The following is a 24,912-nucleotide window of genomic DNA, read 5'->3' on the forward strand; positions in this document are numbered from 1 at the left end:
AGAACCCCGCCGGCGGCACCACCCGCCCCACCGCCTCGGACGCGACCCCGCTGACCGGCTCCCCGCTCGTCAAGCGCGGCCTCGCCGACATGCTCAAGGGCGGCGTCATCATGGACGTCGTCACCGCCGAGCAGGCCCGCATCGCCGAGGACGCCGGCGCCGTGGCCGTGATGGCCCTCGAGCGCGTGCCTGCCGACATCCGCGCCCAGGGCGGCGTGGCCCGCATGTCCGACCCCGACCTGATCGAGGGCATCCAGGCCGCCGTCTCCATCCCCGTCATGGCGAAGGTGCGCATCGGCCACTTCGTGGAGGCGCAGGTGCTCGAGCACCTGAAGGTCGACTACATCGACGAGTCCGAGGTCCTCTCCCCCGCCGACTACGTCAACCACATCGACAAGCAGCGCTTCACCGTCCCGTTCGTGTGCGGGGCCACCAACCTGGGCGAGGCCCTGCGCCGGCTCGCCGAGGGCGCCGCGATGATCCGCTCCAAGGGCGAGGCCGGCACCGGCGACGTCTCCGAGGCCACCAAGCACATCCGCACCATCCGCGGGCAGATCGCCGAGCTGCAGGCCCTCTACCGGATCTCCCCCGACGCCCTCTACGTGAAGGCGAAGGAGCTCGCGGCCTCCTACGACATCGTCCTCGAGGTCGCCCGCACCGGGAAGCTGCCGGTCGTGCTGTTCACCGCCGGCGGCGTGGCCACCCCCGCAGACGCCGCCATGATGATGCAGCTCGGTGCCGACGGCGTGTTCGTGGGCTCCGGGATCTTCAAGTCCGGCAACCCCGCGGCCCGGGCGCAGGCCATCGTGAAGGCCACCGCCTACTTCGACGACCCCGAGAAGATCGCCGAGGCCTCCCGCGGGCTCGGCGAGGCGATGGTCGGCATCAACGTGGGCGACCTCCCGGCCCCGCACCGGCTCGCGGAGCGCGGCTGGTGAGTTCCGCGCCCCGCGTGGGCGTCCTCGCCCTCCAGGGCGGGGTCGCCGAGCACGCCGCGATGCTGCGGGAGCTGGGCGCCGAGCCCGTGCTCGTGAAGACGGCCGAGCAGCTCGCCGGGCTGGACGCGATCGTCCTGCCCGGCGGGGAGTCCTCCACCGTGGACCGGCTGCTGCGCCTGTTCGGGCTGCGGGAGCCGCTGCGGGACGCCGTGCTCGGCGGCCTGCCCACGCTGGGCACGTGCGCCGGCCTCATCCTGCTCGCGTCCGGCATCGAGGACCCAGCCCCCGGCCAGCAGACCCTCGAGGTCCTGGACGTCACCGTGGCCCGCAACGCGTTCGGACCCCAGACGGCCTCCGAGGAGGTCGTGCTCGCGTGGGGCCGCGGCGGGGACGTGGTGCGCGCGGCCTTCATCCGCGCCCCCGCGGTGACCCGCGTCGGCGAGGGCGTCGAGGTCCTCGCCCGGCACCGGGGCGAGGTGGTCGCGGTGGCGAGCGGCGCCGTCGTCGGCATCTCGTTCCACCCCGAGCTGACCGGGGAGACCACGGTGCACCGGCACCTGCTCTCCCTCGTGGCCGCCCGGCGCGGACTCCCCGCCTGAGCCGCCCCGCCCCGTGCGGGGCGGCTCAGTAGCTGCCGGACGCCCCGCCGCCGGTGAATCCGCCGCCCCCGCCGAACGAGGAGCCGCCCTGCCCGTCCCCGCTCGTGCCTCCGCCCGAGCCGCCGGAGTACAGCCCCGGGTTGGCCAGGTAGAGCGGGAGCCACACGGCCGGGTTCGTGACGGCGTCCGGCTTGCGGTGGTGGTAGCGGTACGTCCGGTACGCCGCGTGCTGCTCCTCGGTGAGCCGCAGCTCCGGGTCGCGCTGCCGGGCCGCCCGCAGCTCCTCGTCGGCGATCCGGCGCCGGCGGCGGAGGTCCGCGGCGATCCACCACGCCACCAGCACGCCGACCAGGCCGAAGCCGCCCGCGACCCAGCCGAGCAGGGCCCAGTCGAAGGGCTCCCGCGGCGGCTCCCCGCCCTGCGCGTAGACGTGGATCTGCTCGACGGCCTCGCCGAGGCCCTGCGCGTAGCGCTCGTCCGCGAAGGCCGGCGCCAGCACGTCCTCCACCACGCGTTCCGCCTCGTCGTCCGAGAACCGCTCGCGCACCCCGTCCGCGGTCTCGATCCGCAGCTCCCGGTCCCCGGTGGCGGCGACCACGAGCACGCCGTTGTCCGCCCCGGCGTCGCCCACCTCCCAGGCGGTGGCGACCTCGCGGGCGTAGTCCTCGATCGACCCGGTCGCCTCCTCCACCGTGAGCACGGCGACGCGTGCCGCGTCCGTGCCGGCCCCGCGGTCCTCGATCAGGGCGTCGAGCTGCTGCTCCTGCGCGTCCGTCAGGACGCCGGCGGAGTCCAGGACGTTGGACCCGGCCGACCGGGCGGGGACCTCCACCGGGTCCTCCGCCCCGCCCGAGCACCCGGTGAGCGCGGCGAGGGCCAGGGCGGTCGCGGCGAGTGCTCTGCGGTCCACGGTGTGCTCCCGTCCGTCCGCGGGCGCTCCGCGGGCTCGTCCCCAGGATGGCCCGCCGGCACCGCTCGGCGGATCCGCCCGCAGGAGGAGCCCCCGGTCCTGGACGGGCGGGGGCTCCTCCTGCGGGCGGACGGGTCAGCTCTTCCGGCGGTTCGGGACCACCATCACGGGGCCCTCGCCCTCCTGCAGCACGGCCTGGGAGACGGAGCCCATGAGCAGCCCGCGGAACCCGCCGTAGCCGCGGCTGCCGACCACCACGAGCTCCGCCGACCGCCCGGCCTCCACGAGCTGGTCCGCCGGCTGGCCGGAGAAGACGAACGTCTCGACGTCCAGCTCCGGGTGGTCCTCCCGGACCGACTCCGCCACCTGGTCCACGAGGGACTGGGCGGGCTCGGTGAGCTGCTCGCGCACGGCCCGGTCCAGGTCCGCGGAGCCCGTCGGCATGCTCATGGCCTCCGGCACCACGGTGACCAGCGCCAGGCCCGCGCCGTGCCGTGCGGCGTACCGCCCGGCCGCCAGGACGGCCGGGTTGTCCCGGCCGAGCCGGTCCACGCCGACCACCACGCGGCCCGCGAAGGGGCCGGTCGCCCCGCGGGCGTCCCGTGCCCGCGGGTCCCAGCGGTCCGGGAGGACGATCACGGGGCACTTCGCGTGCGCCGCCGCCGCGGCCGTGACCGATCCGAGGCGGCCCCGCACCCCGCGCCGGCCCCGGCGGCCGAGCACCAGGGACGCGGCGTCCTCCGACTCGTGCACCAGCACCCCGGCCGCGTCACCGCGCTCGACGACCGCGACCGCGGTGACGCCGGCGTCCCGGGCCCGGGTGACGGCGGCGGCGGCGACCTTGTCCGCCTCCTCCTCGATCGCCTCCAGGAACGGCCCGTAGAGACTGGGGTCCACGGCGACGGGCCGGCCCATGGAGACCACCACCCTGAGCTCGCCGGCGAGGGTGCCGGCCTCCTGGATCGCCCAGTCCAGGGCCCGTTCGCTGTTCTCGGAGCCGTCGTAGCCGACGACGATCTGTTCCGGCATGGGGTGCCGCCTCCTGGTCTCGCCGTGGGGGTGGGGTGCTCAGGGGCGGTGCGCGGGCACCACCATGACCGGGCCGGTGGCGTTCTCCAGCACCGCCTGGGAGACCGAGCCGAGCAGCAGCCCCCGGAAGCCGCCGATGCCGCGGGAGCCCACCACGACCATGTCCGCGGAGTGCGTGGCGTTCATCAGGATGCGGGCGGGCCGGCCCACGAAGATGTGGTGCTCGACCGTCAGCTCGGGGTGCTGCGCGGCGATCTCGTCGGAGATCTGGGTGAGCTTCTGGTCCGCCTCGTGGAAGTACCGGGCCTGGTTGAACTCGTCCTGGAACCAGGAGGGCGTGCCGGACAGGGCCCCGTTCACGGAGACCAGCGCCAGGGCCTTGCCGTGCTCCTGGGCGTAGGCCACGGCCTTGCCCAGCGCCGGGCTGCGGGAGCCGAGGGCGTCCAGGCCCACGACCACCCGGCCGGTGAAGTCGATCTGGTCGGCCTTGACCGGCCCGTCGGCCTCGAGCGCGAAGTCGCCCGCGCTGCCGCCGCGCCGCTCGGGGTGCCGTTCGGGGCTCCGGCTCTCGGCGGCCTCGGGGACGATGATCACCGGGCACTTCGCGTGCGCGGCGACCGCCGCGGACACCGAGCCCAGCCGGCCGCGCAGCGCGCCGCCGCGGCCGCGCTTGCCCATGACCACGAGCGCGGCCTCGCCCGACTGCTCCACGACGGCCTTGGCGGCGTCCCCACCCGCCTCAACGACCTCGACGGGCAGCCCCGCCTGCTCCACGGTCTGCCGGGCCTCGGCCAGGTGGCCGGCGTTCTCCTTCATCACGGCCTCGGTGAACCGCATCTCGAGGCCGGGGTCCCCGACCCCGATGACCGGATAGGCGCCGAGCAGGCGCACGGTCAGGTCCTGGGCGCGAGCCTCCTCGAGGGCGCGCTCGAGCGCGTGGCGGGCCTGGTCGGATCCGTCGATGCCGACGAGCACGACGTTGTGCCCGGAGTCGGCGGTGGGCTGGTTCTCTGCGCGAGGATCACTGTTCATGTCTGCATCGTAGGTGATCCGCCCCACAACACCGGGTGCGCTCCGGGTTGTTACCGTGCGTTCCGGAGCAGCCAGGAGTCGCCGCGGGCCCGCAGCCCCAGGGTCAGGGCCCGGGCCCCCAGGTAGCCGCCGGCGTAGGCGGTCCACAGCCACACGAACCCTCCGGTCCCCGTCCCGGCGGAGTGCGCCACGAGCAGCAGCAGCGGGGCGTAGACCGCCAGGTTGAGCACTCCGGCCACCGCGAGGTAGCGGGCGTCCCCGGCCCCGATGAGCACCCCGTCCAGGACGAAGACGTACGCGGCCAGCGGCTGGCCGACCGCCACCACCAGCAGGGCCGCCGCGAACAGGGCCTGCACCGCGGGATCGGGGCTGAGCAGGAACCCCAGCCGGGTGCCGACCAGGGCCACCAGGAGGCCCGTGACCACGCCGAAGCCGAGCCCCCACAGGACCAGCCGGTTCATGAGAGCCCGGACCGCCCGCCGCTGCACGGGGTCGGTCACGTCCCGCGCCCCCATGTCCCGGCCCAGCAGCGCCTGCGCCGCGATGGCGAGGGCGTCGAGGGCGTAGGCCAGGAAGTTGAAGAACGTCATCACGAGCTGGTGCGCGGCGAGGTTCTGGGCGCCCTGTCCCGTGACCACCAGGACGGTCGCGAGGATCGCGACCCGCAGGGAGACGGTGCGCAGCATGAGCCAGGAGCCCACCGTGAGGTGCGAGCGCAGCCGGGGCCACGTGGTCGCGGGCCCCACGCCGTGCTCGCGGGCGAGCCGGCGGAGGATCCGCAGGTACGCCAGCGCCATGGCCCACTGCACGGCGCTCGTGCCGATCGCCGCGCCGGCCACCCCCAGGCCCGCCCCGTGCACGAGCAGGAGGTTGAGCCCCGCGTTGGCCGCGGCCCCGACCCCGGCGATGAGCAGCGGGGTCCTGGTGTCCTGGAGGCCGCGGAGCACACCGGTGGCCGCGAGCACCAGGAGCATGGCGGTCAGTCCGGGCAGGGACCAGTGCAGGTAGACGACGGCGTGCTCCAGGACCTCGCCGCGCGCGCCCATCAGCGCCAGCAGCGGCCGGCCCAGCGCCCAGCCCGCCGCGGACAGGAGCAGGCCGAACCCCGCGGCCACCCACAGCCCGTCCCGGCCCACCGCCACGGCCTCCTGGAGCCGGCCCGCACCGAGGTGCCGGGCCACCGCAGGGGTGGTGCTGTAGGCGAGGAAGACCATGAGCCCCACGACCGTCTGCAGGACGGCCGCGGCCACGCCCACGCCGGCGAGCTGGGGGGTGCCGAGGTGGCCGACGATCGCGGAGTCCGCCAGCAGGAACAGCGGCTCGGCCACGAGCGCCCCGAAGGCGGGGACGGCCAGGGCCAGGATCTGCCGGTTGAGGCCGCGGGGGCGGGAGGTCGTCGTCACCGGTCCAGGCTACCGACGACCTCCCGCCCCCCGCGGCGCACCCCCGGACGGGACGCGGCCCGGGAGCGGCGGTGCTCAGAAGGGGTAGTGCGGGACGTCCGGGCTGATCGTGATCCACTGCGTCTCGGTGAACGCGTCGATGTTGGCGGTCGGCCCGCCGAACCGGGAGCCGGTGCCGGAGGCGCCCATGCCGCCGAAGGGGGCGTTGGCCTCGTCGGCGACCGTCATCTCGTTGATGTGGATCTTGCCGGAGCGGATCCTGTCGGCGATCTTCATGGCCTCGCCGACGTCCCCGACGATGGACACCGAGAGCCCGTACTCGGAGGCGTTGGCGAACTCCACCGCCTCCTCCGCGCTGGACACCTTCATCACGGGCGCCACCGGCCCGAAGATCTCGTCCTTCCAGGCCGTCATCTCGTGGGTCAGCTCGGAGAGCACCGTGGGCCGGTAGAACAGGCCCTCGTGGGACCCCCCGGCCACCACCCGGGCGCCGGCGATGGCGGTCTCCTGCACGATCGCGTCGATGGCCTTGAGCTGGCGCTCGTCGATGATCGGGCCGAGGTGCACGGGTCCGCCGGAGGGGTCCCCGACCACCAGGGCCTCCGCCTTCGCCGCGAGCTTGTCCACGTACTCGTCGTGCAGGTCCTCGTGCACCAGGTGGCGCCCGGTGGTCATGCAGATCTGTCCCTGGTGGAAGAAGGAGCCCATCGCCCCGACCCCCGCGGCCAGGTCCACGTCCGCGCCGGGCAGGACGATGACCACGTTGTTGCCGCCCAGCTCGAGGTGGGCGCGCTTGAGGTGCTGCGCCGCCGCGGCGCCCACGTGCCGGCCGGCGGCCGTGGACCCGGTGAAGGACACGACGTTCACGTGCGGGGCCTCGACCGTGGCGGCCCCGACGTCACCGCCGCCGGGCAGCAGCTGCAGGACGCCGGGCGGCAGCCCGGCCTCCTCGAAGACGCGCATGATGAGCGCGCCGCCGGTGACCGAGGTGCGGGGGTCCGGCTTGAGCAGCACCGCGTTGCCCAGGGCCAGGGCGGGGGCCACGGAGCGGATCGAGAGGATCAGCGGGAAGTTGAACGGCGAGATCACGGAGACCACCCCGACCGGCACCCGGCGGGACAGCGACCAGTGCGGGGCGTCGGAGGGCAGGTACTCCCCGTGCGGGTGGCTCGGCAGCGCCGAGGACTCGTAGCACTCCGCGGCCGCAACCGAGGCCTCCAGCCCGGCCTTGGGCTGGATCGCCCCGGTCTCCCGGACCACCCAGTCCATGACCTCCTCGGCGTGCTCCTCGAACAGCAGGCCGGCGCGACGCAGCACCGCGGCGCGCTCGGAGGGCTTCAGCGCCGCCCACTCCTTCTGGGCCGCTGCGGCCTTCTCGGCCGCCTCGTACACGTCCTCGGGGGAGGCGAAGCCGATCTGCCCCAGCGTCTCGTCCGTCGACGGGTTCGTGACGTCCTCGGTGCCGCCGCGGCCGTCGCGCCATCCGTTGACGTAGATCTTTCCGGTCCACACCGATGTGTCCAGCAGTGCCATGGGTCGAACTCCTCGGGTTCCGGCCGCGGGTCGGACCGCCGGACGGCGGGGTGACCCACGGCACACGTGCAGTGCGGATTATTCTGCGCCTTCCTGGGAGCGCGCACGGAACGCCGCGCGGACGCCGTCACAGCCCCCGGAGGCGGTCCATCTCCCGGCGGTCCTTCTTGGTGGGCCGCCCGGTGCCCCGGTCCCGCCGCGGGACCGCGGCGTGCAGCGCCGGGGGCGGGGGCGGGCTGTGGTCGACGTAGGCCTTCGCGGCGACGGGCGCCCCGACGCGCTTGGTCAGCAGCTGCACCACCTCCAGGACCTGTTCGTGACCGGGACGGCGCACGGTCACCCGCTGGCCGGGCCGCACCGGCTGGGCGGCCTTGACCGAGGTGCCGTCGATCTTCACGTGGCCGGCGCGGCACGCGGCCGTGGCGGCGGAGCGGGTCTTGAACACGCGCACCGCCCACAGCCACACGTCCACGCGCACGCTCGCGGGGGCCTGCGGCGCGGTCATCGCGCGCCCCGGTCGCTGCGGCGCTGGTCCTCGGTGCGGGTCATGGGGCCATTGTGCCGAATCCGCCGAGCACGGCCGACGCCGGACGGCTCCGCCGCGGCCGCCCGGGCGCGCCGCCCCGGAGGTGTCGCCCGGAGTGGGGACAATGAATTGACTACCGACCAGTGGTGTGCAACATCCCGGCAACGCGCGAACACCTACACTGAGGCACATTCACCGGCGGGCCGCGCACGGGGCACGACGCCGTGCAGCCGGCGGCGGCCCGCCACCTCCCGAGGGAAGGACAGATCCATGAAGAGCAGGTTCCACGGGGCAGCGACCCTGTCCGTGCTGGCCGTCTCCGCGCTGGCCCTGAGCGCGTGCACGAGCACCGGAGGGGGCGAGGAGGCCGCCGGCGAGGGCGAGCTGAGCCTGATCAGCTCCGGCACCCTCACGGTCTGCTCGGACATCCCCTACGCCCCGTTCGAGTACGTCGAGAACGGCGAGACCGTGGGCTTCGACATCGACCTGGTCGACCGGATCGCACAGGACCTCGGCGTGGAGTCGAACGTCATCACCACGCCCTTCGAGGCCATCGAGACGGGCTCCGCGCTGGACACCGACCAGTGCGACCTCGCCGCGTCCGGCATGACGATCACCGAGGAGCGCGAGTCGGTGATGGACTTCTCCGAGCCGTACCTCGACGACAACCTCGCCCTCCTGGTCGCGCCCGGCTCGGACATCCGCTCCGTGGCGGACATCGCGGGCAAGCGCATCGGCGTGCAGCAGGCCACCACCGGGGAGGCCTACGCCCAGGACAACGGGGCGGACGTGGTCCAGTACGAGACCTCCTCGCTGATGATCCAGGGGCTCAACACCGACGACGTCGAGGCCGCGCTCGGCAACATCTCCGTGACCGGCCCCGCGATCGAGGACAACCCCGAGCTGCAGCTGGTCGAGGAGATCGAGACCGGGGAGCAGCTGGGCCTGGCCGTCAAGACCGGCAACACGGCCCTGCTGGAGCGGGTCAACGAGACGCTGGCGGCCATGCAGGAGGACGGCTCCCTCGAGGAGCTCGAGGCCGAGTGGCTGGGCGCCGACGAGGCGGCAGGGTCCGCGAGCCCGGAGCCGGCCGCGAGCTGACCCGTCGTCGCCCCCGGTGCACGGGGGTGACGAGCAGCACGGACGCCGTGGCCCGCGCGAAGCGGGCCGCGGCGCCGTCGTCCGCAGGCTGGAGCCGGGCGGACGCCCCCGCGCCCTCCGCCCCGCCACGACGACAGGGGAAGCTCCCGTGACCACCGACTCCGGCCTCGAGCTGCAGCACGTCCATCCCGGCGTCCGGCCGCAGGACGACCTGTACCGCCACGTCAACGGCGGCTGGATCGAGGCGCACGAGCTGCCGGACGACCGCGCGTTCGACGGCGCCTCCGCGATCCTCACCGACCGCAACACGCAGCGGGTGCACGAGATCGTGCAGGAGGCGCCCGCCGGGTCGCGGGTGGGGGCGCTGTACCGGTCCTTCCTCGACGAGGCGGAGATCGAGCGCCGCGGCCTGGCCGCCCTGGCCCCGGACCTCGCGGTGCTCGACGCCGCCCGAGGCCGGGAGGGACTCGCCCGCGCCTCGGCCGCCCTGCACCGCACCGGCGTGGACGGGCCGCTGTCCTTCTTCGTGGAGAACGACTCCCGGGACTCCTCCCGCTACTCCTTCTTCCTGCGTCAGGACGGGCTGTCCCTGCCCACGGACAGCTACTACACGGACCCGCAGCACGAGCGGCTGCGCACGGCGTTCACCGCCCACGTCGCGGCGATGCTCGAGCTCGCGGGCCTGCCGGCCCGCTGGGGCGTGCCCGCCCGGGACGCCGCGGCGACCGTGCTCGCCATGGAGACGCAGCTCGCCGCCGCCCACTGGGACACCGTCTCCGCACGGGACGTCGAGGAGATGTACAACCCCGTGGACGTGGCCGGCCTGGAGGCCATGGCGCCCGGCTTCCCGTGGACGGCGTGGCTCGAGGGCACCGCCCCGGAGCGCGGCGCGGGGATCTTCGACCGGGTCATCGTGCGCCAGCCCTCCTTCGTGGCGCAGCTGGGCGGGCTGTGGCAGGAGTGGTCCGAGGAGCAGATCCGGATCTGGCAGTCGTGGCGGATCGTGTCCAAGCGCGCCCCGTTCCTGCCCCGGCCGTTCGTCGAGGAGAACTTCCGCTTCTACAGCACCGCCCTGTCCGGGATCACACGCCCCCGCGAGCGCTGGAAGCGGGCCGAGTTCCTGGTCACCCGGATCCTCGGCGACGACGTGGCGCGCGAGTACGTGGCCCGCTGGTTCCCGCCGGCGCACAAGGCCCGGGTGGAGCAGCTCGTGGCGCACCTGCTGGCCGCGTACCGGGAGCGGATCTCGCGGCTCGAGTGGATGTCGGGGGCCACCCGGGCCCGCGCCCTGGAGAAGCTGTCCACGTTCACCGTCAAGGTCGGCTACCCGGAGACCTGGCGGGACTACTCCTCCCTGGAGCCGGACCCCGAGGACCTGCTCGGCAACGTCCGGGCGGGGCTGGCGCTGGAGCACGACCGCACCGTCGGGAAGATGGGCACCCCCGTGCACCGCGGCGAGTGGTTCCTCTACCCCCACTGGGTCAACGCCTACTTCCACCCCGTGCTCAACGAGGTGGTCTTCCCCGCCGGGATCCTGCAGCCGCCGTTCTTCGACATCGAGGCCGACGACGCCGTGTGCTACGGCGCGATCGGCTCCGTGATCGGCCACGAGATCGGCCACGGCTTCGACGACCAGGGCGCCAAGTACGACGCCCGGGGCCACCTGGAGAACTGGTGGACGGACGAGGACCGGGCGGAGTTCGCCCGGCGCACCGCCGCGCTCGTCGCCCAGTACGACGGCTGCACGCCGCGCGGGCTGGACCCGGCCCGGCACCGCGTCAGCGGGGCCTTCACGGTGGGCGAGAACATCGGGGACCTGGGCGGGCTGGAGATCGCCCTGGTGGCCTACCGGATGTCCCTGGCCGAGCGGGGCCTGGACCAGGACAGCGCGCCGGTGCTCGACGGCCTGACCGGCGCGGAGCGCTTCTTCTACGCCTACGCGGCGCTGTGGCGCTCGACCGCCCGGGAGCAGGAGCTGGTCAACCGGCTGGCCACCGACCCGCACGCCCCGGACGAGTTCCGCTGCAACCGGGTGGTGCAGAACATGTTCGCGTTCCACGACACCTTCGGCACCCGCCCCGGCGACGGCCTGTGGCTGCCCCCGGAGGAGCGCGTCAACATCTGGTGAGTCGGTACGGCTAGTCCAGGACCGGCAGCTCGGTGGTCTCGAAGCGCTCCCGGAAGAAGGCCGGGTTGCGCCGGTACTGGACGAGCATCATCGCGACGCCGAGCAGCAGGATGCCCACGCCCAGGAGGAACACGAGGCCCACGCCGCCGATCTGCGAGCCGGAGCCGTAGTCCGGGTCCATCGAGTCGTAGGCCGTCTGCCCGAAGAACACGAGCAGCAGGATCCCCCCGAGCAGCGGCGCGAGGAACTTGGTGAACGCGTTCTTCGGCCCCCTGAAGGCCTCGCGGCGGAAGTACCACACGCAGGCCAGGGCGGTGACCCCGTAGTAGAAGCAGACCATCATGCCGAGGGTGGTGATGGTGTCCCAGAGGACGTTCTCGGAGACCACGCGCATCACGGCGTAGAAGCCGGCGGAGATCACGGCCGCCGCGATCGTCGCGTAGCCCGGGGTCTGGAACCGCGGGGTGACCCGGGCGAACTTCCCCGGCAGCGCGCCATAGTAACCCATGGCCAGCATCGTGCGGGCCGGGGAGACGAACGTGGACTGCAGGGAGGCCGCCGAGGAGGACAGCACCGCGAGGGACATCAGGATCGCGAAGGGGCCCATCACGGGCCCCGCGAGGGCCGCGAAGATGTTCTCCTGGATCTCCTCGTTGCCCATCCCCAGCCCCTGGTCGGAGACCCCGGAGAACGTGAGCACCGCGAGGGCGATGGTCATGTAGAGGGCCACGATCACGAAGATGGTGGTCAGGGCGGCCCTGCCCGGGGTGGTCGCCGAGCCCTTGGTCTCCTCGTTGATGGTGAGCACCACGTCCCAGCCCCAGTAGATGAACACGGACAGGGACACGCCCGCCGCGAACGCGGAGAAGGACTCCACGCCGAACGGGTTGAACCACTCGGCGCGCACGGTCAGCCCCTCGTAGGCGGTGCCGGCGGCCACGTGGCCGAAGGCCGCGATCGAGAACCACAGGAGCACGATCGCCTGGAACGCCACGAGCACGTACTGGAACGCCTTGGTGGTCTCCATCCCGCGGTACGAGATCCAGGCGGCCAGGGCCACGAACACGAGGCACGTGGCCACGTTGACGGGCACGTTGCGCGTCAGCTCGGCGATGGCGTCGTTGCCGGTGATCTGGGCGAGGGCGAGGTAGAGGAAGTCCACGGCCACACCGGCGAGGTTGGAGAGCACCAGGATGGTGGCGGCCAGCAGCCCCCAGCCGCCCATCCAGCCCAGCCACGGCCCGAAGGCCTTGGAGCCCCAGGTGAAGGTGGTGCCAGAGTCCGGCATGGCCCGGTTGAGCTGCTGGTAGCCGAAGGCCACGAGCAGCATGGGGATGAAGCCCACCAGGAAGATCGCCGGCAGGGAGGTGCCGACCTCCGCGGCGGTGGGGCCCAGGGCGGCGGAGAGGGTGTAGGCCGGGGCGATGCAGGAGACGCCGATGACCACGGAGCCGAGCAGCCCCACGGCGCCCTTGCTCAGGCCCTTGTCGGTGCCGGAGCGTGCCGGCGCCTCGATGTCGGAAGCGCTCATGATCAGTTCTCCTCCGTGCGGGCCGGTCGTGGGACCACGACCATCGGGACCGGGACGTGCTTGAGCAGCCGTGCTGCGGTGGTGCCCAGGAAGGTCTGCCGCCCCTGGGCGAGGCGGGACGAGCCGATGAGCAGGAGGCCGCCGGGAGCCCAGTCGACGTCCTGCGCGGCCTTCTTGAGGGTCCGCCCGGAGGCGACCCGCACGGTCACGGGCCCGGTCCGGCGGGCCTCGGCCGCTGCGGCCTCCAGGTGCTCCTCGACGCGCCGGCGGGCCTGCTCGGTGGCGCCCGGGTCCGCGGCCTCGCCCTCGAGGAACGAGAGGAGCTCCAGCTCCAGACCGGAGCGCTCGACCGCCTCGGCGGCCTCCCGGATGACCTGGTGCGCCCCGGGGCGGGTGCCCACGGCGGCGTAGACCCGGGTCAGTGGCTCGTCCCCGGGATACCGGCGCGGGGCGAGCGCCACGGGGACCGGCGAGCTGTGCAGCAGCGCGTTCACCACGGAACCCAGGGTGAAGCGGCCGCCGCCCGTCCCGGCGCCGACCACGATCATCGCGGCCCCCAGCTCGGTGGCGGCCTCGACCAGGCCGGTGGGCACGGACCGCGCCTCCCGCACGTGGGTGCGGGCCGTGATCCCCTCGGGCACCAGGGCGGCGGCCTCGCGCAGCCACTGGTGGGCCTGCCGGCGGAGCACGGGCGAGATGTCCCCCACCGGCGGGTAGACCTGCTGGTACGGGTCGTCCGCGCGCAGCACGAGGACGATCTCGAGCTCGGCGCCCACGTCGCGCGCGAGCGCGACGCCCAGCCGCACGGCGTCCCGGCTGCGCCGGTCGCCGCTGTAGCCGACCACGTAGCGCGGCACCCCGGCGGTGGTCATCGCTCCGCGCCCGTCAGCGAGCCGGCGCCGAGGACCTCGGCCGCGGCGAGCCGGCCCTGCCGCAGGGCGCCGTCGACGTGCTGGTAGCCCTCGGCCGCGAGGTCGGAGCAGGCCCAGCGGATCGGGCCCACCGGGGTGCGCTGGTGGGCGCCGTAGCGGTGCAGGCCGCCGAGGTCGTAGCTGGCGGCGTAGGCGCCGCGGGTCCACTCCTCGGAGCCGAAGTCGGACTCGTAGTAGACCACCGGGTGCAGGGCCTCCTCCCCCAGGTAGTGGGAGAGGGACTCGAGGATCAGCCGGCGGCGCTCCTCGGCGGGCAGGCCGAAGAGCTCGTCGGCCCGCTCGTCCGAGACGAAGCCGACCAGGGTGCCGCGCGGGTCCCCGTGGTTGGTGTTGTCGTAGACCTCCTGGGAGAGCTCGTGGGCGCCGAAGCCGGTGCCGGAGAGGCCCTTGTCCCGCCAGAAGGGCGTCTCGTAGACGGCGTGCACCTTGATCACGAGGCCCAGCGATTGGTGCTGGTGCATCTGGTGCTGCAGCCGCGGCAGGGGCGGCTCGAAGGAGATCCGGGAGTAGAGGTTGGGCGGGACGGCCACGACCACGTCCTTCGCCCGCACCGTGAGCCGGTCGGACCACACGGTCACCGGGGTGCCCGGGACGTGCTCGGCGTAGGTCCCGTCCGCGCCGGCCCAGCGGATCGTGCGCACCGGGGTGTCCAGGAAGACGACGTCCTCGCCCAGCTCCGCCGCCATGGTCTCCGAGACGGACTGCATGCCGCCGACCACGCGCCGGTCGAGGATGAAGTCCTCGTCCACGAGGTTCGAGAAGGACCCGGCGGAGGCGGCCATGAGCACGGCCTGCAGCACGGAGAACGCGTGCGCGGGCTTGGTGAGCATCCCGCCGGCCACGAAGATCCCGATGTTGCTGCAGGCGGCCTCGTCGTCGGAGTGCTGCCGCAGCCAGTGGTGGAAGGAGATGGTGTCCAGCTCCCGGGCCGCCGGGTGCGCCCACGGCTCGGTGGCGCCGATCTCGGCCACGAGCCCGTCCAGGAGCGCGACGAGCTTCTCCATCTCGGCGATCGTGGACTCCCCCGCCGGGAACATCGAGCCGGTGTAGGTGTGGCGGGTCCCGTCCGGCGCCAGGTAGACGGACTCGCCCTCGCGGTAGCGCTGGTAGGTCTCCAGGCCGAGCTCGTCGACCAGCGCCAGCAGCTCGGTCTGGTCGGGGGAGATCCACTGCCCGCCGATCTCCAGGAACGCGCCGTCCACGGTCTTCGACCAGGTCCGCCCGCCCACGCGGTCGCGGGCCTCGAGGACCGCCACGGTCCGCCCGGCGGCCACGAGCGTGCGGGCGGCCATGAGCCCGGCGGGGCCGGCCCCCACGACGACGACGTCGCGCTCGATCGCGGTCTCGCTGCCCAGGGTGCGTTGATCGGTCACTGTGCTCTCCTTCACACTAAAATGAATTAGGTTCATTAAATGGGCTCCGGCCCGTGCTCGTCAAGAGCCGTCACCAACTCGTTGCACCTAGACTCAGGAGGAAGCGCCACATGCCCCGACCGCAGGAGGATCTGCTCATGGCTCCCGCCGGCCCCGCCCCTCGGCGTCGCGGTCGCCCGCGCCATCCGGTGCTCTCCGAGGAGCGGATCACGAAGGCCGCGATCAAGATCGTGGCCACCCGGGGCTACCGGCACCTGACGATGACCGAGCTCGCGCGGGAGCTGAAGGTCTCCACCTCGGCCCTGTACAACCACACGCCGTCGAAGCGCGAGGTGCTGATCCGGGTCCAGGACGCGATCAACCAGGGCATCGACTGCTCCGCCTTCGGCACCGTCCCGTGGGACCGGGCCCTCGAGAGCTGGGCGCGGTCCTACCGGGACTGCTACGCCCAGCACACGGCCATGATCCCGATCATGGCCGTCCAGCCTGTCGCCGACTCCCCGCACACCCTGCAGATGTACGAGACCGTGGCCTCCGGGCTCGCGGACGCGGGCTGGGAGCGCGCCAGCATCGTGGACGTGATCGTCTCGATCGAGTCGCTCGTCTTCGGCGCCGCGTACGACGCGACGGCGCCCGCCGACATCTTCGACCCCGGGGAGCGCGCGGACCTCGCCCCGGTGTTCGCCGCCGCCGTGCAGGCACGGCCGGCGGACGCCACCGCCGCGGCGGACGCGGCCTTCGACGCGGCCCTCACCGCCATGCTGGAGGGCTTCCGGCTGCGCCTGGCGGCCGCCCGGGACCGGGCCGGCCGGCAGGACGGATCCGCCGGTCAGGACTGAGCCCCGGCCGCGCCGGCTCAGGCGTCCAGGGCGTGCATCACGTGCTTGACCTGGGTGTACTCCTCGACCGAGTAGAGCGAGAGGTCCTTGCCGTAGCCGGAGTCCTTGAACCCGCCGTGCGGCATCTCGGAGACCAGCATGACGTGGGTGTTGACCCAGACGCACCCGAACTCGAGCTCGCGGGAGACCCGCATGGCCGTGCCGTGGTCGGTGGTCCACACGCTCGAGGCGAGGGCGTAGTCGACGTCGTTGGCCAGCTCGAGCGCCTCCTCCTCCGTGGCGAAGGGCTGCACGGTGAGCACCGGGCCGAAAGTCTCCTCCTGGACGAGGGCGTCGTCCTGGCGCACCCCGGACACCACGGTGGGCTCGAAGAAGTAGCCGGGGGAGCCCGCCACCGGCTTCCCGCCGGTGACCACGCTCGCGTGCTCGGGCAGCTCGGCGAGCTTGCGGCACACGTCCTCGAAGTGGCGGGCGTTGTTGAGCGGGCCGTAGAAGTTCTTGGACTCGTCCGGGTCGCCCGTCACGATGTCCCGGGCGGCCGCGGCGAGCAGGCGCACGAACTCGTCGTGGGCGCTGTCCTGGACCAGGACGCGCGTCACCGCGGTGCAGTCCTGGCCGGCGTTGAAGGTGCCGAACTCCACGAGCGCCTTGGCCGCGGCGGGCAGGTCGGCGTCCGCGAAGACGACCGCGGGCGCCTTGCCGCCGAGCTCCAGGTGCCCGCGCGTCAGGTTCTGCGCTGCGGCGAGGGCCACGGCGCGGCCGGCACGGACGGAGCCGGTGATCGAGACCATGGCCGGGGTCCGGTGCCCGGTCATGAGCGCTCCCGTGGAGCCGTCCCCGAGCAGCACGTTGACCACGCCGGCCGGGAAGATCCCGTCGATGAGCCGGGCCAGGACGAGGGTGGACGCGGGGGTGGTGTCGGAGGGCTTGAGGACCACCGTGTTGCCGGCGGCCAGCGCGGGGCCGAGCTTCCAGATCGCCATCAGCAGCGGGTAGTTCCACGGCGTCACCTGCGCCACGACGCCGACCGGCTCGCGCCGCACGTAGGAGGTGTGCCCGCCCAGGTACTCCGCCGCGGCCTTGCCCTCGAGGGTCCGGGCGGCGCCGGCGAAGAAGCGCAGGTTGTCGGCGCCGGCGGCGACCTCCTCGTCGGCGATCATCTGCCGCGGCTGGCCGGTGTTGCGGTGCTGGGCCTCGACGAGCTCGTCGCTGTGCGCCTCGAGCGCGTCCGCGAGCCGGAGCAGCAGGAGCTGCCGCTCGCTCGGCGTGGTGCGCTTCCAGCTCCGGAACGCCGCGCGGGCGGCGGCGAAGGCCCGGTCCACGTCCGTGGCGTCGGAGACCGGGGAGACGGCGACCGTGGTGCCGGTGGTGGGGTCGACCACGTCGATCCGGCCGGTGCCGTGGGCGTCGACGAAGACGCCGTCGACGTAGTTCTGCAGGACGTCGCTCATGGTGGTTCCTCTCTGCGGGCGAGAACGCGGTGCCTGCCACTCTAAATGATCAGCGTTCATTTTAGTAGGGTCCGGTGTGACCGGGCCCACCGACGACGACGGACCCCCGCGCCCGAGGATGCTCGGTCGCGGGGGTCCGCCGCTGCGTGGAACTCCCGGGGATCAGGCCTTCTGCACGGTGATCGACCACTCGGCCGCACCGCGCTTGCTGAACTGCGTGACGGGGTAGCCGTTCTCGGCCGCCCAGCGCGGGATGGCCTCGGTGCCCTGGGTGCAGTCGAAGTTGATGACGAGCTCGTCGCCGGCGGGCATCTCGGCCATCGCGGCCTTCGCCTCGACCACGGGGAACGGGCAGACGAGACCGTCGGTCTCGAGGATGTGCTGTGCCATGGATGGTGCCTCCTGGGACTGGGGGTCGGTGGGTCAGACGCCGGCCGGGACGCGGCCCGGGGCGGCGGACGTCTTGCGGGGGGCGATGAAGAGCTTGGCGGCCGCGCCGGTGCCGAGGATCATGACGGCGAAGCTGACCCAGCCCTGCCACTCGAACGCGGCGGTGGCGACCAGGGCGTTGCCGATGGTGCAGCCCCCGGCCCACGCCGCGCCGACGCCCATGAGGGCGCCGCCGCCGATGGAGCGGACGATGGTCTGCGCGTCGGGGACGCGGAGCTTGAACTCGCCCGAGCCCTTGGCCGCGATGAACGAGCCGATCAGGATGCCCAGGACCAGGAACACGCCCCAGTCGACGAGCTCGACGTCGCCCGTGGTCAGGTAGCTCGCGATGTTCGCGGACGGGGTGGTGATGCCGAGACCCGACTCGCGGCCGGTGGCCCAGCTGGCGGGCCAGGCGATGATCGCGATGACGCCGATGACCACGGCGGTGGCGAACGGGTTCCAGGCCTTCTCGAACAGCAGGTGGTTCAGACCGGTCCGCTCCGGCGGGAGCGTGGCCATCTTCATCCGCGGCTTGGTGAGGTGGTGGCGGGCCCACAGGCCGGTGACGGCGACGAGGACCAGCACGAGCACCCACGGGGAGACGCCGAGGGTCTCGTGGATCGAGCCCTGGGTGCCGACCGTCACGCCGCGCATGGCCTCGGTGGTCCCGGCCAGCGGGCCGTACTTGGAGATGGTCGCGAACAGCGCATAGAAGATGAGCGCGAACCAGGAGCCGACGAGACCCTCGGAGGCGCGGTAGTAGGTGCCGGTGGCGCAGCCGCCGGCGAGGACGATGCCGAAGCCGAAGACGAAGCCGCCCACGATCGTGGCCAGCCACGGGAAGGCCGAGGCCTCGAGGGTGATGACGCCGAGGGCGTTCAGCACCCAGATGCCGACCGCCTGGACGGCGATGGCCACGAAGAAGGCGGACAGCCACCACGTGTTCTTCGCGATCCAGACGTCGCGGAACGCGCCGGTGACGCAGAAGCGGCCGCGCTGGAGGACGAACCCGAGGGCGGCGCCGATGAGAAGGCCTGAGATGAGCATCCCAGAACCTTATGATTTCCGGGGCAAGCACTCCAGGGTGTCGTCATGCGCCGTAGCATAGTGATGCAGCACTCACCACTGTGTGACGCCCGAAGACCGCGCCGGCCGGCGCGGACGGGCGGGCGTCCGGACGGAGCGCAGATGAGACGACCCCGGCCCGAGACCCCCGGCCCCGGCCAGGAGTCCGTGTGGGACTACCCGAGACCGCCCCGGACCGAGCCCACCCGGGAGCACGTGGAGGTGTGGCTGGGCGGTGCGCGCATCGCCTCCACCACGGCCGCGCTGCGGGTGCTCGAGACCAGCCACCCGCCCACCTACTACCTGCCCCGCGAGGCCTTCGCCGAGGGCGCCCTGGTCCCGTGCGAGGGGGGCTCGTGGTGCGAGTGGAAGGGCGCGGCGGCGTACTTCGACGTCCGGGGCGGGACCCGCACCGCGCCGCGGGCGGCCTGGACCTACCCCTCCCCCGCGCCGGGCTTCGAGTCCCTGCGCGGGCACGTGGCGCTGATGCCCGGGATGATGGACCGGTGCCTCGTCGCCGGGGAGCAGGTGCTCCCGCAGGAGGGCGGTTTCTACGGGGGCTGGATCACCTCGCGGGTGGTCGGTCCGTTCAAGGGCGCTCCGGGGACCCGGGGCTGGTGAGCCCCGGCCGCTCACCGGCCGGTCCGGCCGCGCCCGCGGCGGACGCGGCGGCGGACTCCTCGGCGGTCTCCTCAGCGGTCTCCTCAGCGGTCTCCTCAGCGGTCTCCTCGTAGGGGCGCAGCCGGACGAGGGCCAGGGCCGCGAGCGCGACGACGACCGCCACGCCGACGTAGAGCTGCGTGGGGGTCCAGCCGGTGTCCAGCAGCGCGCCGACCGCGATGGGGGCGAGGATCGCCCCGGCCCGGCCGACCCCGATGCCCCAGCCCACGCCGGTGGTCCGGATGCCGGGCTCGTAGGTCATGGGCGCCACGGTGTAGAGCCCGGCGATGCAGCCGTTGATGAGCATGCCGACCACCACGCCGGAGGAGAACGCCAGCAGGGGCACGGACGTGGTGGTGATGAACAGCACGAGGGTCACCGCGGAGAGCACCGTGAAGGCCATCAGGGTCAGCCGTTCGTCCCACCTGGTGGTCAGCGCGCCGTAGAGCAGGGACCCGAAAGTGCCGCCCATCGTGAGCATGAGCCCGCCGACGATGCCCTGCTGCTCGGTCATCCCGGTCTCCACGAGGAGCCGGGGCGTCCAGGAGTTGGCGAAGTAGAAGCCGAACATGATGACGAAGAAGGCCGCCCACAGCAGGAGGGTCGCGGTGCGGTAGCGGCCGCTGAGCAGCAGGCCCACGCTGCTCCGCCGCTCGCCGGCGCCCGCCGGGACGGGGCCGAGCTCGACCTCCCCCTCGAGGCGCAGGCGACGGGCGATGCGGTCGAGCTTCTGCACGGCGCCCGCGGGCCGCCGGGTGCGGAGGTAGTCCACGGACTCGGGCAGCACTGCCAGCACGAGCGCGATCGCCACGAGGGTGAGCAGGCCGCCGGTGAGGAACACGGAGCGCCAGCCGAAGGCGGGGATCAGCTGGGTCGCGCCCATGCCGCCGAGGGTGGCGCCCACGCCGTAGCCCGCGGTGAAGATGCTCACGGCCATGCCGCGGTGGCGGGCGCTGGCGTACTCACTGGTGATCACCGTGGCGGAGGCGAGGATGCCGCCCACGCCCAGGCCGGTGACGACGCGCCACAGCCCGAGCTCGAGCACGGACCCGGCCGTGGTGGACAGGAACAGGCCGAGGGCGTTGACGGCGAGCGCCAGCACGAGGATCCTCCGCCGGCCGTACCGGTCCGCGAAGGGCCCGAGGACGAGGGAGCCCACGGCCATGCCGATGAGCCCGGCGCTGAGCAGCCAGCCCAGCTGGGAGCCGGAGAGCCCGAACTCCTCGGTCACGGAGGTGGCCGTGAACGCCATGGCGAGCACGTCGTAGCCGTCAAGGGCGTTGAGGAACGTGGTCACCGCGATGATGAGCCACTGGTACGACGACATCCTGGATGCGTCGATCTGGTGTCGGATGTCCATGGGGAGCCTCTCAGGGGACGTCGATGGTGAGGACGGCGGCCGGGCGCTCGCCGGGATCGGCCGCCGGTGCGGCGGAGACCACCCGCGAGACGCAGCAGCACATGGACGTGCCGGTCTGCTTCTGCCGGTCCGAGTAGAACACGTCGCGGTGGTCGATCCGCCCGGCCAGGCCGAGGACCTTGACCTGGCAGAGCCCGCACTCGCCCTTGCGGCAGTCGGACATCATGTCGAGTCCCTCCCGCTCGAGGGCCTCGAGCAGGGACTCGTCGGGGCCGACGACGGTCTCGGCGCCCAGCCGGGGGACGCGGACCACGAACGGCTCGGCCTCGAACCAGCCGCTGTTGCCGAAGGTCTCGTAGCGCAGGCCGGTCGGGTCCAGCCCGCGCTCGGCCCAGGCGCGGCGCACCGCGTCCATGAGCCGGATGGGGCCGCACATGTAGAGCTCGGCGCCCGCAGGCACGCCGGCCACGAGGGCCGGGACGTCGAGCGAGCCGCCCTCGTCGTCGATGTGCGCCTCGAGCCGGTCCCCGTGCAGGGCGGCCAGGTCGTCGAGGTAGGCCATGGCGGGCCGGGAGCGGGCAACGTAGACGAGGCGGTAGTCCGCGCCGAGCCGGCGCAGCAGCGCCGCCATCCCGGCGATCGCGGTGATGCCGATGCCGCCGGCCAGCAGGACGTAGGACGGGGCCCCCACGCGCAGCGGGAAGTTCTGCAGCGGCTGGGTGATCTCGAGGACCTGCCCGGGCTCGAGACCGTGCATGAAGATCGAGCCGCCGCGGGAGGTGGGGGTGCGGAAGACGCTGACGGCGAGCTGCGCGCCGTCAGCGTCGGCGTCGACCACGGAGTAGGAGCGCACCTGCTGCTCGCCGTGGACGAGGACGCGGACGTCCACGTGCTCGCCCGGCCGCACCGGGCAGGGCCGGTCGGGACGCAGGACGACGCGCCGGATGCCGGCGGCGACGTCCTCGACGGCGACGACGGCGGCGCGCTGCCAGACCTCGTGCTGGGAATCGGCCACGACCCCTCCTCAGGCCCCGGCGGGAGCGGCCGGGGCGGCGGCGGGGCGGCCCTCGGCCTCGAGCGCGCGCTCGAGGAGCCGGCGCACCCACATCCCGCCCATGTCGATGTTGAGGTTGTAGAACTCGTGCTCGGGGTTGGCGTCGATGGCCGCCTGCTGGGCCTGCAGCATGGCCTCGTCCTCCCCGAACACCCCGTGCACGCCGTTGCGCAGCTGGGTGGTGATGAGCTGGCTCTCCAGGCGGTAGTTGCGCATGAAGGCCCAGAAGTAGTGGCAGGAGCGGTCCGTCTCCGGGGTGATCGTGTTCATCACGTAGCCGTTGACCCCGCGGGAGCGGTCCCCCTCGGGCGCCCCGGTGCCGGCCTCGGCGACGCCGACGTCGATGCAGATGGTGGAGGGAAAGGTGTAATGGATGATCTGCCAGCGGTCCACCTTGCCCTCAAAGCCCGGGAACCGGTCCCGCATGTTCTTGAGCCAGAAGGGCGGGGGGTCGATGTTGCGCATCCAGCGGGTCACGGTCACGGAGCGCTCGTCGTGGGTGGTCTCGAACTCCGACTCGGAGAGCTCCTCCTGGCCGATGCTGGAGGAGTGCACGAACTCCTCGTGCGTGAGGTCCATGAGGTTGTCGAGGACCAGCTGGTAGTTGCAGGGGGCGTGGATGGTCTCGCCGTCGCCGGCCCACTCGGGGCTGTCCATCTGGTGCATGTCGGGCAACAGGGCGGGGTCCGCCCGCGTGGGGTCGCCCAGCCACACCCACACGTAGCGGTGGCGCTCGAGCACCGGGTAGGACGGCACGGTGGCGGAGGGGTTCAGCGTCTCCTGGGCGGGCATCGAGGTGCACCGCCCCGCGGCGTTGTAGCGCAGCCCGTGGTACGGGCACTGGATCTCGTCGCGGCCCACGAGCCGGCCCTGGGAGAGCGGGGCGAGCCGGTGCCAGCAGGCGTCCGCCAGGGCCACGGGACGGCCGTCCTCGGTGCGGTACAGGGCCAGCGGGCGTCCCGCCACGGTGCGGGAGAGGATGCCCTTGGCGGTGATCTCGTGGTCCCACCCGGCCACGTACCAGGCGTCGAGCGGGTGGGACAGGAGCTTGGCGGTGGAGGTGGTCCTCGTGGCGGCGACGGTCATGGTGCGGTCCTCTGCTGGGCGGTCCGGGGCGAGCACGATCCACTCACTATCTCGATAGATAGTCGTGGCGCAGGACACACAATATCTATGTCCATAGTGAGTGACAAGGGTCACGGGGCCGGCTCCCGGCTAGGCTCAGCAGGACGACCCCTGCTGCGACGGAAGGAACCGCCCGTGAGCCTCCGCTCGGCCCTGCTGGCACTGCTCTCCTCGGGGCCGCTGACCGGCTACGACGTGGTCAAGCAGTTCAGCTCCTCCGTGGGCCACGTGTGGCACGCCCCCGACTCGCAGATCTACCCGGAGCTGCGCAAGATGCACGCGGAGGGGCTGCTCACGAGCCGGCCCGTCCCCTGGGGATCGCGCGGGGCCACCAAGACGGAGTACTCGATCACGCCCGAGGGCGAGCGCGCCCTGCGGCAGTGGCAGGACCAGCCGCTCGGCTACGTCCGGGAGCGGGACCCCGCCCACCTGCGGGCCGCCTACTTCGAGTGGGCCTCCCCCGGCGCCGCGGCCGCGCAGCTGCACGCCCACATCGAGCACTACCGGGACCAGCGCGCGCAGGCCCTCCAGCAGATCAGGGCGCTCCAGGACCGCACGAGCCCCACGCTGGCGCGCCGGCTGGCGGCCAACCCCGAGGAGCAGTGGGAGCGGATCACCCGGTTCAAGGTCTTCGCCTACGAGGGGCAGGTGGCCCGCGCCGACCAGGAGATCGCCTGGGCCGAGCGCGGCCTGCGGCTGCTCGAGGAGCTGGGCGAGCTGGGCGGGTCCGGGGAGCCCGGCACCGCCTGAGGTCCGGCGGGCCGCCGGGTCCCGGGCCGCCCCGGTCGCGGGGTCCCGGACCGCCCGGGTCGCCGCGTGACGCACCCGCGCCGCGGCCGGCACCGTTCCGGGTCCTGTTCCCGCCCGGCGCACCGGCCGGTGCGTAGGCTGGACGGACCCCCCTGCCCCTCGGCCCCAGGACAGACCATGACCCGCTCGCCGCTGCCCCGCCCCCTCGCCCTGGCCCTGTGCGCCGCGCTCCTCCTGACCGGCTGCGCCCAGGGCGCCGGCAGCGGCTCGGCGGCGACACCGGCGGCGGACGCGTCGCCGTCGTCGGCCGCCCCCTCCCCGACCCCCGTGCCCACGGAGCCCGCGGAGCTGATCGGCGGGGGCACCGAGGTGTTCCCCGACCGGCGGATGGTCGCCCTCTACGGCCGCCCCGGGACGCCGGCGCTGGGCGTGCTCGGGGAGCAGGGCCCCGAGGAGTCGGCCGTCCGGGCGAAGGAGCTCGCCGCCCAGTACGAGCCCTTCAGCGACGTGCCGGTGGTCCCCGCGTTCGAGATCATCGCGACCACGGCCTCCGCGGGCCCCGGCGAGGACGGGGACTACTCCGAGGAGCTCCCGGTCGAGGAGCTGCGCCCGTACGTGGAGGCCGCGGCGGAGCACGACGTCTACGTGGTGCTGGACCTCCAGCCCGGCCGGCAGGACTTCCTGAGCCAGGCGCAGCAGTACCAGGAGCTGCTCGAGCTCCCCAACGTGGGCCTGGCCCTGGACCCGGAGTGGCGGCTGGGGCCGGACCAGGTGCACATGGTGCAGATCGGCTCGGTGGACGCCGCGGAGATCAACGCGACCACGGCGTGGCTCGCCGGCCTGACCCGGGACCACGACCTGCCGCAGAAGGTGGTGGTCCTGCACCAGTTCGCGGAGTCGATGATCACGAACCGCCACCTCGTGGACGCCTCCCGCCCGGAGCTCGCGCTGGTCCTGCACGCCGACGGCCACGGCACCCCGGAGCTGAAGACGGGCACGTGGGAGCGGCTGCAGCAGGGCCTGCCGGAGGGGATCCGGATGGCGTGGAAGAACTTCTACGACGAGGACACGCCCACCTTCACGCCGGAGGAGACGTCCGCGATCGAGCCGCAGCCATGGTTCGTCTCCTACCAGTGAGCCC

At 73.3% G+C, this 24,912-nt stretch carries 23 protein-coding genes; 8 read left to right on the forward strand and 15 right to left on the reverse strand.

What is annotated here, in order from left to right; all coding sequences use genetic code 11:
* The first annotated feature begins 89 nt into the window (after positions 1-89).
* Both pdxS and pdxT read left to right on the forward strand, forming a co-directional pair.
* Positions 90-938 (forward strand): pyridoxal 5'-phosphate synthase lyase subunit PdxS, encoded by an 849-nt coding sequence (gene pdxS / locus ACZ2G1_RS09675; RefSeq protein WP_229587254.1) that lies wholly within the window; start codon positions 90-92, stop codon positions 936-938.
* The gene (pdxT, locus tag ACZ2G1_RS09680) at positions 935-1,537 is read left to right on the forward strand and encodes a pyridoxal 5'-phosphate synthase glutaminase subunit PdxT (RefSeq protein ID WP_017832948.1); all 603 of its coding nucleotides are present in this window, start codon (positions 935-937) and stop codon (positions 1,535-1,537) included. The genes pdxS and pdxT overlap by 4 nt, the downstream gene beginning before the upstream one ends.
* A 25-nt stretch (positions 1,538-1,562) precedes the next feature.
* On the opposite strand, the gene ACZ2G1_RS09685 is transcribed toward pdxT, so the two are convergent.
* From ACZ2G1_RS09685 to ACZ2G1_RS09710, 6 genes are all read right to left on the reverse strand, one after another.
* A complete protein-coding gene (locus ACZ2G1_RS09685; RefSeq protein WP_470376633.1) occupies positions 1,563-2,447 on the reverse strand; it encodes a TPM domain-containing protein in 885 nt (294 codons plus the stop codon).
* Positions 2,448-2,582: 135 nt separating this feature from the next.
* Positions 2,583-3,476 carry a universal stress protein gene (locus ACZ2G1_RS09690; protein WP_470376634.1) on the reverse strand — a complete coding sequence of 298 codons (894 nt, stop codon included), beginning with the start codon at positions 3,474-3,476 and terminating at the stop codon, positions 2,583-2,585.
* A 39-nt stretch (positions 3,477-3,515) separates the two neighbouring features.
* Entirely contained in the window at positions 3,516-4,508 is a 993-nt protein-coding gene (locus tag ACZ2G1_RS09695) for a universal stress protein (protein ID WP_031282733.1), read from the reverse strand.
* 50 nt (positions 4,509-4,558) lie between these two features.
* Positions 4,559-5,911, reverse strand: coding sequence for an MATE family efflux transporter (locus ACZ2G1_RS09700; protein WP_035925389.1), 1,353 nt, complete (start codon positions 5,909-5,911; stop codon positions 4,559-4,561).
* A 75-nt stretch (positions 5,912-5,986) separates the two neighbouring features.
* A complete protein-coding gene (locus ACZ2G1_RS09705; RefSeq protein ID WP_017832943.1) occupies positions 5,987-7,444 on the reverse strand; it encodes a benzaldehyde dehydrogenase in 1,458 nt (485 codons plus the stop codon).
* A gap of 127 nt (positions 7,445-7,571) precedes the next feature.
* Entirely contained in the window at positions 7,572-7,949 is a 378-nt protein-coding gene (locus ACZ2G1_RS09710; protein ID WP_109269219.1) for an RNA-binding S4 domain-containing protein, read from the reverse strand.
* 291 nt (positions 7,950-8,240) lie between these two features.
* Between ACZ2G1_RS09710 and ACZ2G1_RS09715 the strand changes: the two genes are divergently transcribed.
* Positions 8,241-9,071, forward strand: a complete 831-nt coding sequence (locus ACZ2G1_RS09715) for an ABC transporter substrate-binding protein (RefSeq protein WP_144836397.1) — start codon at positions 8,241-8,243, stop codon at positions 9,069-9,071.
* Positions 9,072-9,219: 148 nt separating this feature from the next.
* On the forward strand, positions 9,220-11,199 hold the full coding sequence (locus ACZ2G1_RS09720; RefSeq protein WP_470376635.1) for a M13 family metallopeptidase: 1,980 nt from the start codon (positions 9,220-9,222) through the stop codon (positions 11,197-11,199).
* A 10-nt stretch (positions 11,200-11,209) separates the two neighbouring features.
* On the opposite strand, the gene ACZ2G1_RS09725 is transcribed toward ACZ2G1_RS09720, so the two are convergent.
* From ACZ2G1_RS09725 to ACZ2G1_RS09735, 3 genes are read right to left on the reverse strand one after another with little or no spacing between them, the layout of a single operon-like run.
* Positions 11,210-12,730: an APC family permease gene (locus ACZ2G1_RS09725; RefSeq protein WP_109269217.1), complete on the reverse strand. Its 1,521-nt coding sequence runs from the start codon at positions 12,728-12,730 to the stop codon at positions 11,210-11,212.
* 2 nt (positions 12,731-12,732) lie between these two features.
* Positions 12,733-13,602 carry a universal stress protein gene (locus ACZ2G1_RS09730; protein WP_109244272.1) on the reverse strand — a complete coding sequence of 290 codons (870 nt, stop codon included), beginning with the start codon at positions 13,600-13,602 and terminating at the stop codon, positions 12,733-12,735.
* Positions 13,599-15,035: a flavin monoamine oxidase family protein gene (locus ACZ2G1_RS09735; protein ID WP_181821125.1), complete on the reverse strand. Its 1,437-nt coding sequence runs from the start codon at positions 15,033-15,035 to the stop codon at positions 13,599-13,601. The genes ACZ2G1_RS09730 and ACZ2G1_RS09735 overlap by 4 nt, the downstream gene beginning before the upstream one ends.
* A 110-nt stretch (positions 15,036-15,145) precedes the next feature.
* On the opposite strand from ACZ2G1_RS09735, the gene ACZ2G1_RS09740 reads away from it, so the two are divergent.
* Positions 15,146-15,874 carry a TetR/AcrR family transcriptional regulator gene (locus tag ACZ2G1_RS09740; protein ID WP_336649529.1) on the forward strand — a complete coding sequence of 243 codons (729 nt, stop codon included), beginning with the start codon at positions 15,146-15,148 and terminating at the stop codon, positions 15,872-15,874.
* 17 nt (positions 15,875-15,891) lie between these two features.
* On the opposite strand, the gene ACZ2G1_RS09745 is transcribed toward ACZ2G1_RS09740, so the two are convergent.
* The 3 genes from ACZ2G1_RS09745 to ACZ2G1_RS09755 all read right to left on the reverse strand — a co-directional run bounded on the left by ACZ2G1_RS09745 (position 15,892) and on the right by ACZ2G1_RS09755 (position 18,804).
* Positions 15,892-17,325, reverse strand: a complete 1,434-nt coding sequence (locus ACZ2G1_RS09745) for an aminobutyraldehyde dehydrogenase (RefSeq protein ID WP_470376636.1) — start codon at positions 17,323-17,325, stop codon at positions 15,892-15,894.
* Positions 17,326-17,487: 162 nt separating this feature from the next.
* Entirely contained in the window at positions 17,488-17,715 is a 228-nt protein-coding gene (locus ACZ2G1_RS09750) for a sulfurtransferase TusA family protein (protein ID WP_017833997.1), read from the reverse strand.
* A 33-nt stretch (positions 17,716-17,748) separates the two neighbouring features.
* A complete protein-coding gene (locus ACZ2G1_RS09755) occupies positions 17,749-18,804 on the reverse strand; it encodes a YeeE/YedE family protein (RefSeq protein ID WP_115163133.1) in 1,056 nt (351 codons plus the stop codon).
* A 141-nt stretch (positions 18,805-18,945) separates the two neighbouring features.
* Here ACZ2G1_RS09755 and ACZ2G1_RS09760 point away from each other — a divergent pair, with 141 nt between their 5' ends.
* Positions 18,946-19,443, forward strand: a complete 498-nt coding sequence (locus ACZ2G1_RS09760; RefSeq protein WP_035925365.1) for a DUF427 domain-containing protein — start codon at positions 18,946-18,948, stop codon at positions 19,441-19,443.
* Here the strand turns inward: ACZ2G1_RS09760 and ACZ2G1_RS09765 are convergent.
* The 3 genes from ACZ2G1_RS09765 to ACZ2G1_RS09775 are packed head-to-tail and all read right to left on the reverse strand — an operon-like array spanning position 19,412 to position 22,982.
* On the reverse strand, positions 19,412-20,809 hold the full coding sequence (locus ACZ2G1_RS09765) for an MFS transporter (protein WP_052132831.1): 1,398 nt from the start codon (positions 20,807-20,809) through the stop codon (positions 19,412-19,414). The genes ACZ2G1_RS09760 and ACZ2G1_RS09765 overlap by 32 nt on opposite strands.
* A gap of 43 nt (positions 20,810-20,852) precedes the next feature.
* The gene (locus ACZ2G1_RS09770) at positions 20,853-21,857 is read right to left on the reverse strand and encodes a PDR/VanB family oxidoreductase (protein WP_109244268.1); all 1,005 of its coding nucleotides are present in this window, start codon (positions 21,855-21,857) and stop codon (positions 20,853-20,855) included.
* A gap of 9 nt (positions 21,858-21,866) precedes the next feature.
* Complete coding sequence (locus tag ACZ2G1_RS09775) at positions 21,867-22,982, reverse strand: aromatic ring-hydroxylating dioxygenase subunit alpha (RefSeq protein ID WP_017834002.1); 1,116 nt, start codon at positions 22,980-22,982, stop codon at positions 21,867-21,869.
* A gap of 174 nt (positions 22,983-23,156) precedes the next feature.
* On the opposite strand from ACZ2G1_RS09775, the gene ACZ2G1_RS09780 reads away from it, so the two are divergent.
* The gene (locus ACZ2G1_RS09780; protein ID WP_017834003.1) at positions 23,157-23,771 is read left to right on the forward strand and encodes a PadR family transcriptional regulator; all 615 of its coding nucleotides are present in this window, start codon (positions 23,157-23,159) and stop codon (positions 23,769-23,771) included.
* 177 nt (positions 23,772-23,948) lie between these two features.
* The gene (locus ACZ2G1_RS09785; protein WP_470376637.1) at positions 23,949-24,908 is read left to right on the forward strand and encodes a hypothetical protein; all 960 of its coding nucleotides are present in this window, start codon (positions 23,949-23,951) and stop codon (positions 24,906-24,908) included.
* The last annotated feature ends 4 nt before the right edge of the window (positions 24,909-24,912 follow it).

The organism is Kocuria sp. KKT182, assembly GCF_055635395.1.

What these genes read in the sequence shown, in the direction of transcription:
- pdxS (WP_229587254.1), top strand. Translation starts at nt 90, where the DNA reads ATGCTCAAGGGCGGCGTCATCATGGACGTCGTCACCGCCGAGCAGGCC.
- ACZ2G1_RS09710 (WP_109269219.1), bottom strand. Translation starts at nt 7,949, where the DNA reads ATGACCGCGCCGCAGGCCCCCGCGAGCGTGCGCGTGGACGTGTGGCTG.
- ACZ2G1_RS09695 (WP_031282733.1), bottom strand. Translation starts at nt 4,508, where the DNA reads ATGAACAGTGATCCTCGCGCAGAGAACCAGCCCACCGCCGACTCCGGG.
- ACZ2G1_RS09715 (WP_144836397.1), top strand. Translation starts at nt 8,241, where the DNA reads ATGAAGAGCAGGTTCCACGGGGCAGCGACCCTGTCCGTGCTGGCCGTC.
- ACZ2G1_RS09760 (WP_035925365.1), top strand. Translation starts at nt 18,946, where the DNA reads ATGAGACGACCCCGGCCCGAGACCCCCGGCCCCGGCCAGGAGTCCGTG.
- ACZ2G1_RS09725 (WP_109269217.1), bottom strand. Translation starts at nt 12,730, where the DNA reads ATGAGCGCTTCCGACATCGAGGCGCCGGCACGCTCCGGCACCGACAAG.
- ACZ2G1_RS09730 (WP_109244272.1), bottom strand. Translation starts at nt 13,602, where the DNA reads ATGACCACCGCCGGGGTGCCGCGCTACGTGGTCGGCTACAGCGGCGAC.
- ACZ2G1_RS09765 (WP_052132831.1), bottom strand. Translation starts at nt 20,809, where the DNA reads ATGTCGTCGTACCAGTGGCTCATCATCGCGGTGACCACGTTCCTCAAC.
- ACZ2G1_RS09705 (WP_017832943.1), bottom strand. Translation starts at nt 7,444, where the DNA reads ATGGCACTGCTGGACACATCGGTGTGGACCGGAAAGATCTACGTCAAC.
- ACZ2G1_RS09775 (WP_017834002.1), bottom strand. Translation starts at nt 22,982, where the DNA reads ATGACCGTCGCCGCCACGAGGACCACCTCCACCGCCAAGCTCCTGTCC.
- ACZ2G1_RS09690 (WP_470376634.1), bottom strand. Translation starts at nt 3,476, where the DNA reads ATGCCGGAACAGATCGTCGTCGGCTACGACGGCTCCGAGAACAGCGAA.
- ACZ2G1_RS09740 (WP_336649529.1), top strand. Translation starts at nt 15,146, where the DNA reads ATGCCCCGACCGCAGGAGGATCTGCTCATGGCTCCCGCCGGCCCCGCC.
- ACZ2G1_RS09750 (WP_017833997.1), bottom strand. Translation starts at nt 17,715, where the DNA reads ATGGCACAGCACATCCTCGAGACCGACGGTCTCGTCTGCCCGTTCCCC.
- ACZ2G1_RS09785 (WP_470376637.1), top strand. Translation starts at nt 23,949, where the DNA reads ATGACCCGCTCGCCGCTGCCCCGCCCCCTCGCCCTGGCCCTGTGCGCC.
- ACZ2G1_RS09755 (WP_115163133.1), bottom strand. Translation starts at nt 18,804, where the DNA reads ATGCTCATCTCAGGCCTTCTCATCGGCGCCGCCCTCGGGTTCGTCCTC.
- ACZ2G1_RS09745 (WP_470376636.1), bottom strand. Translation starts at nt 17,325, where the DNA reads ATGAGCGACGTCCTGCAGAACTACGTCGACGGCGTCTTCGTCGACGCC.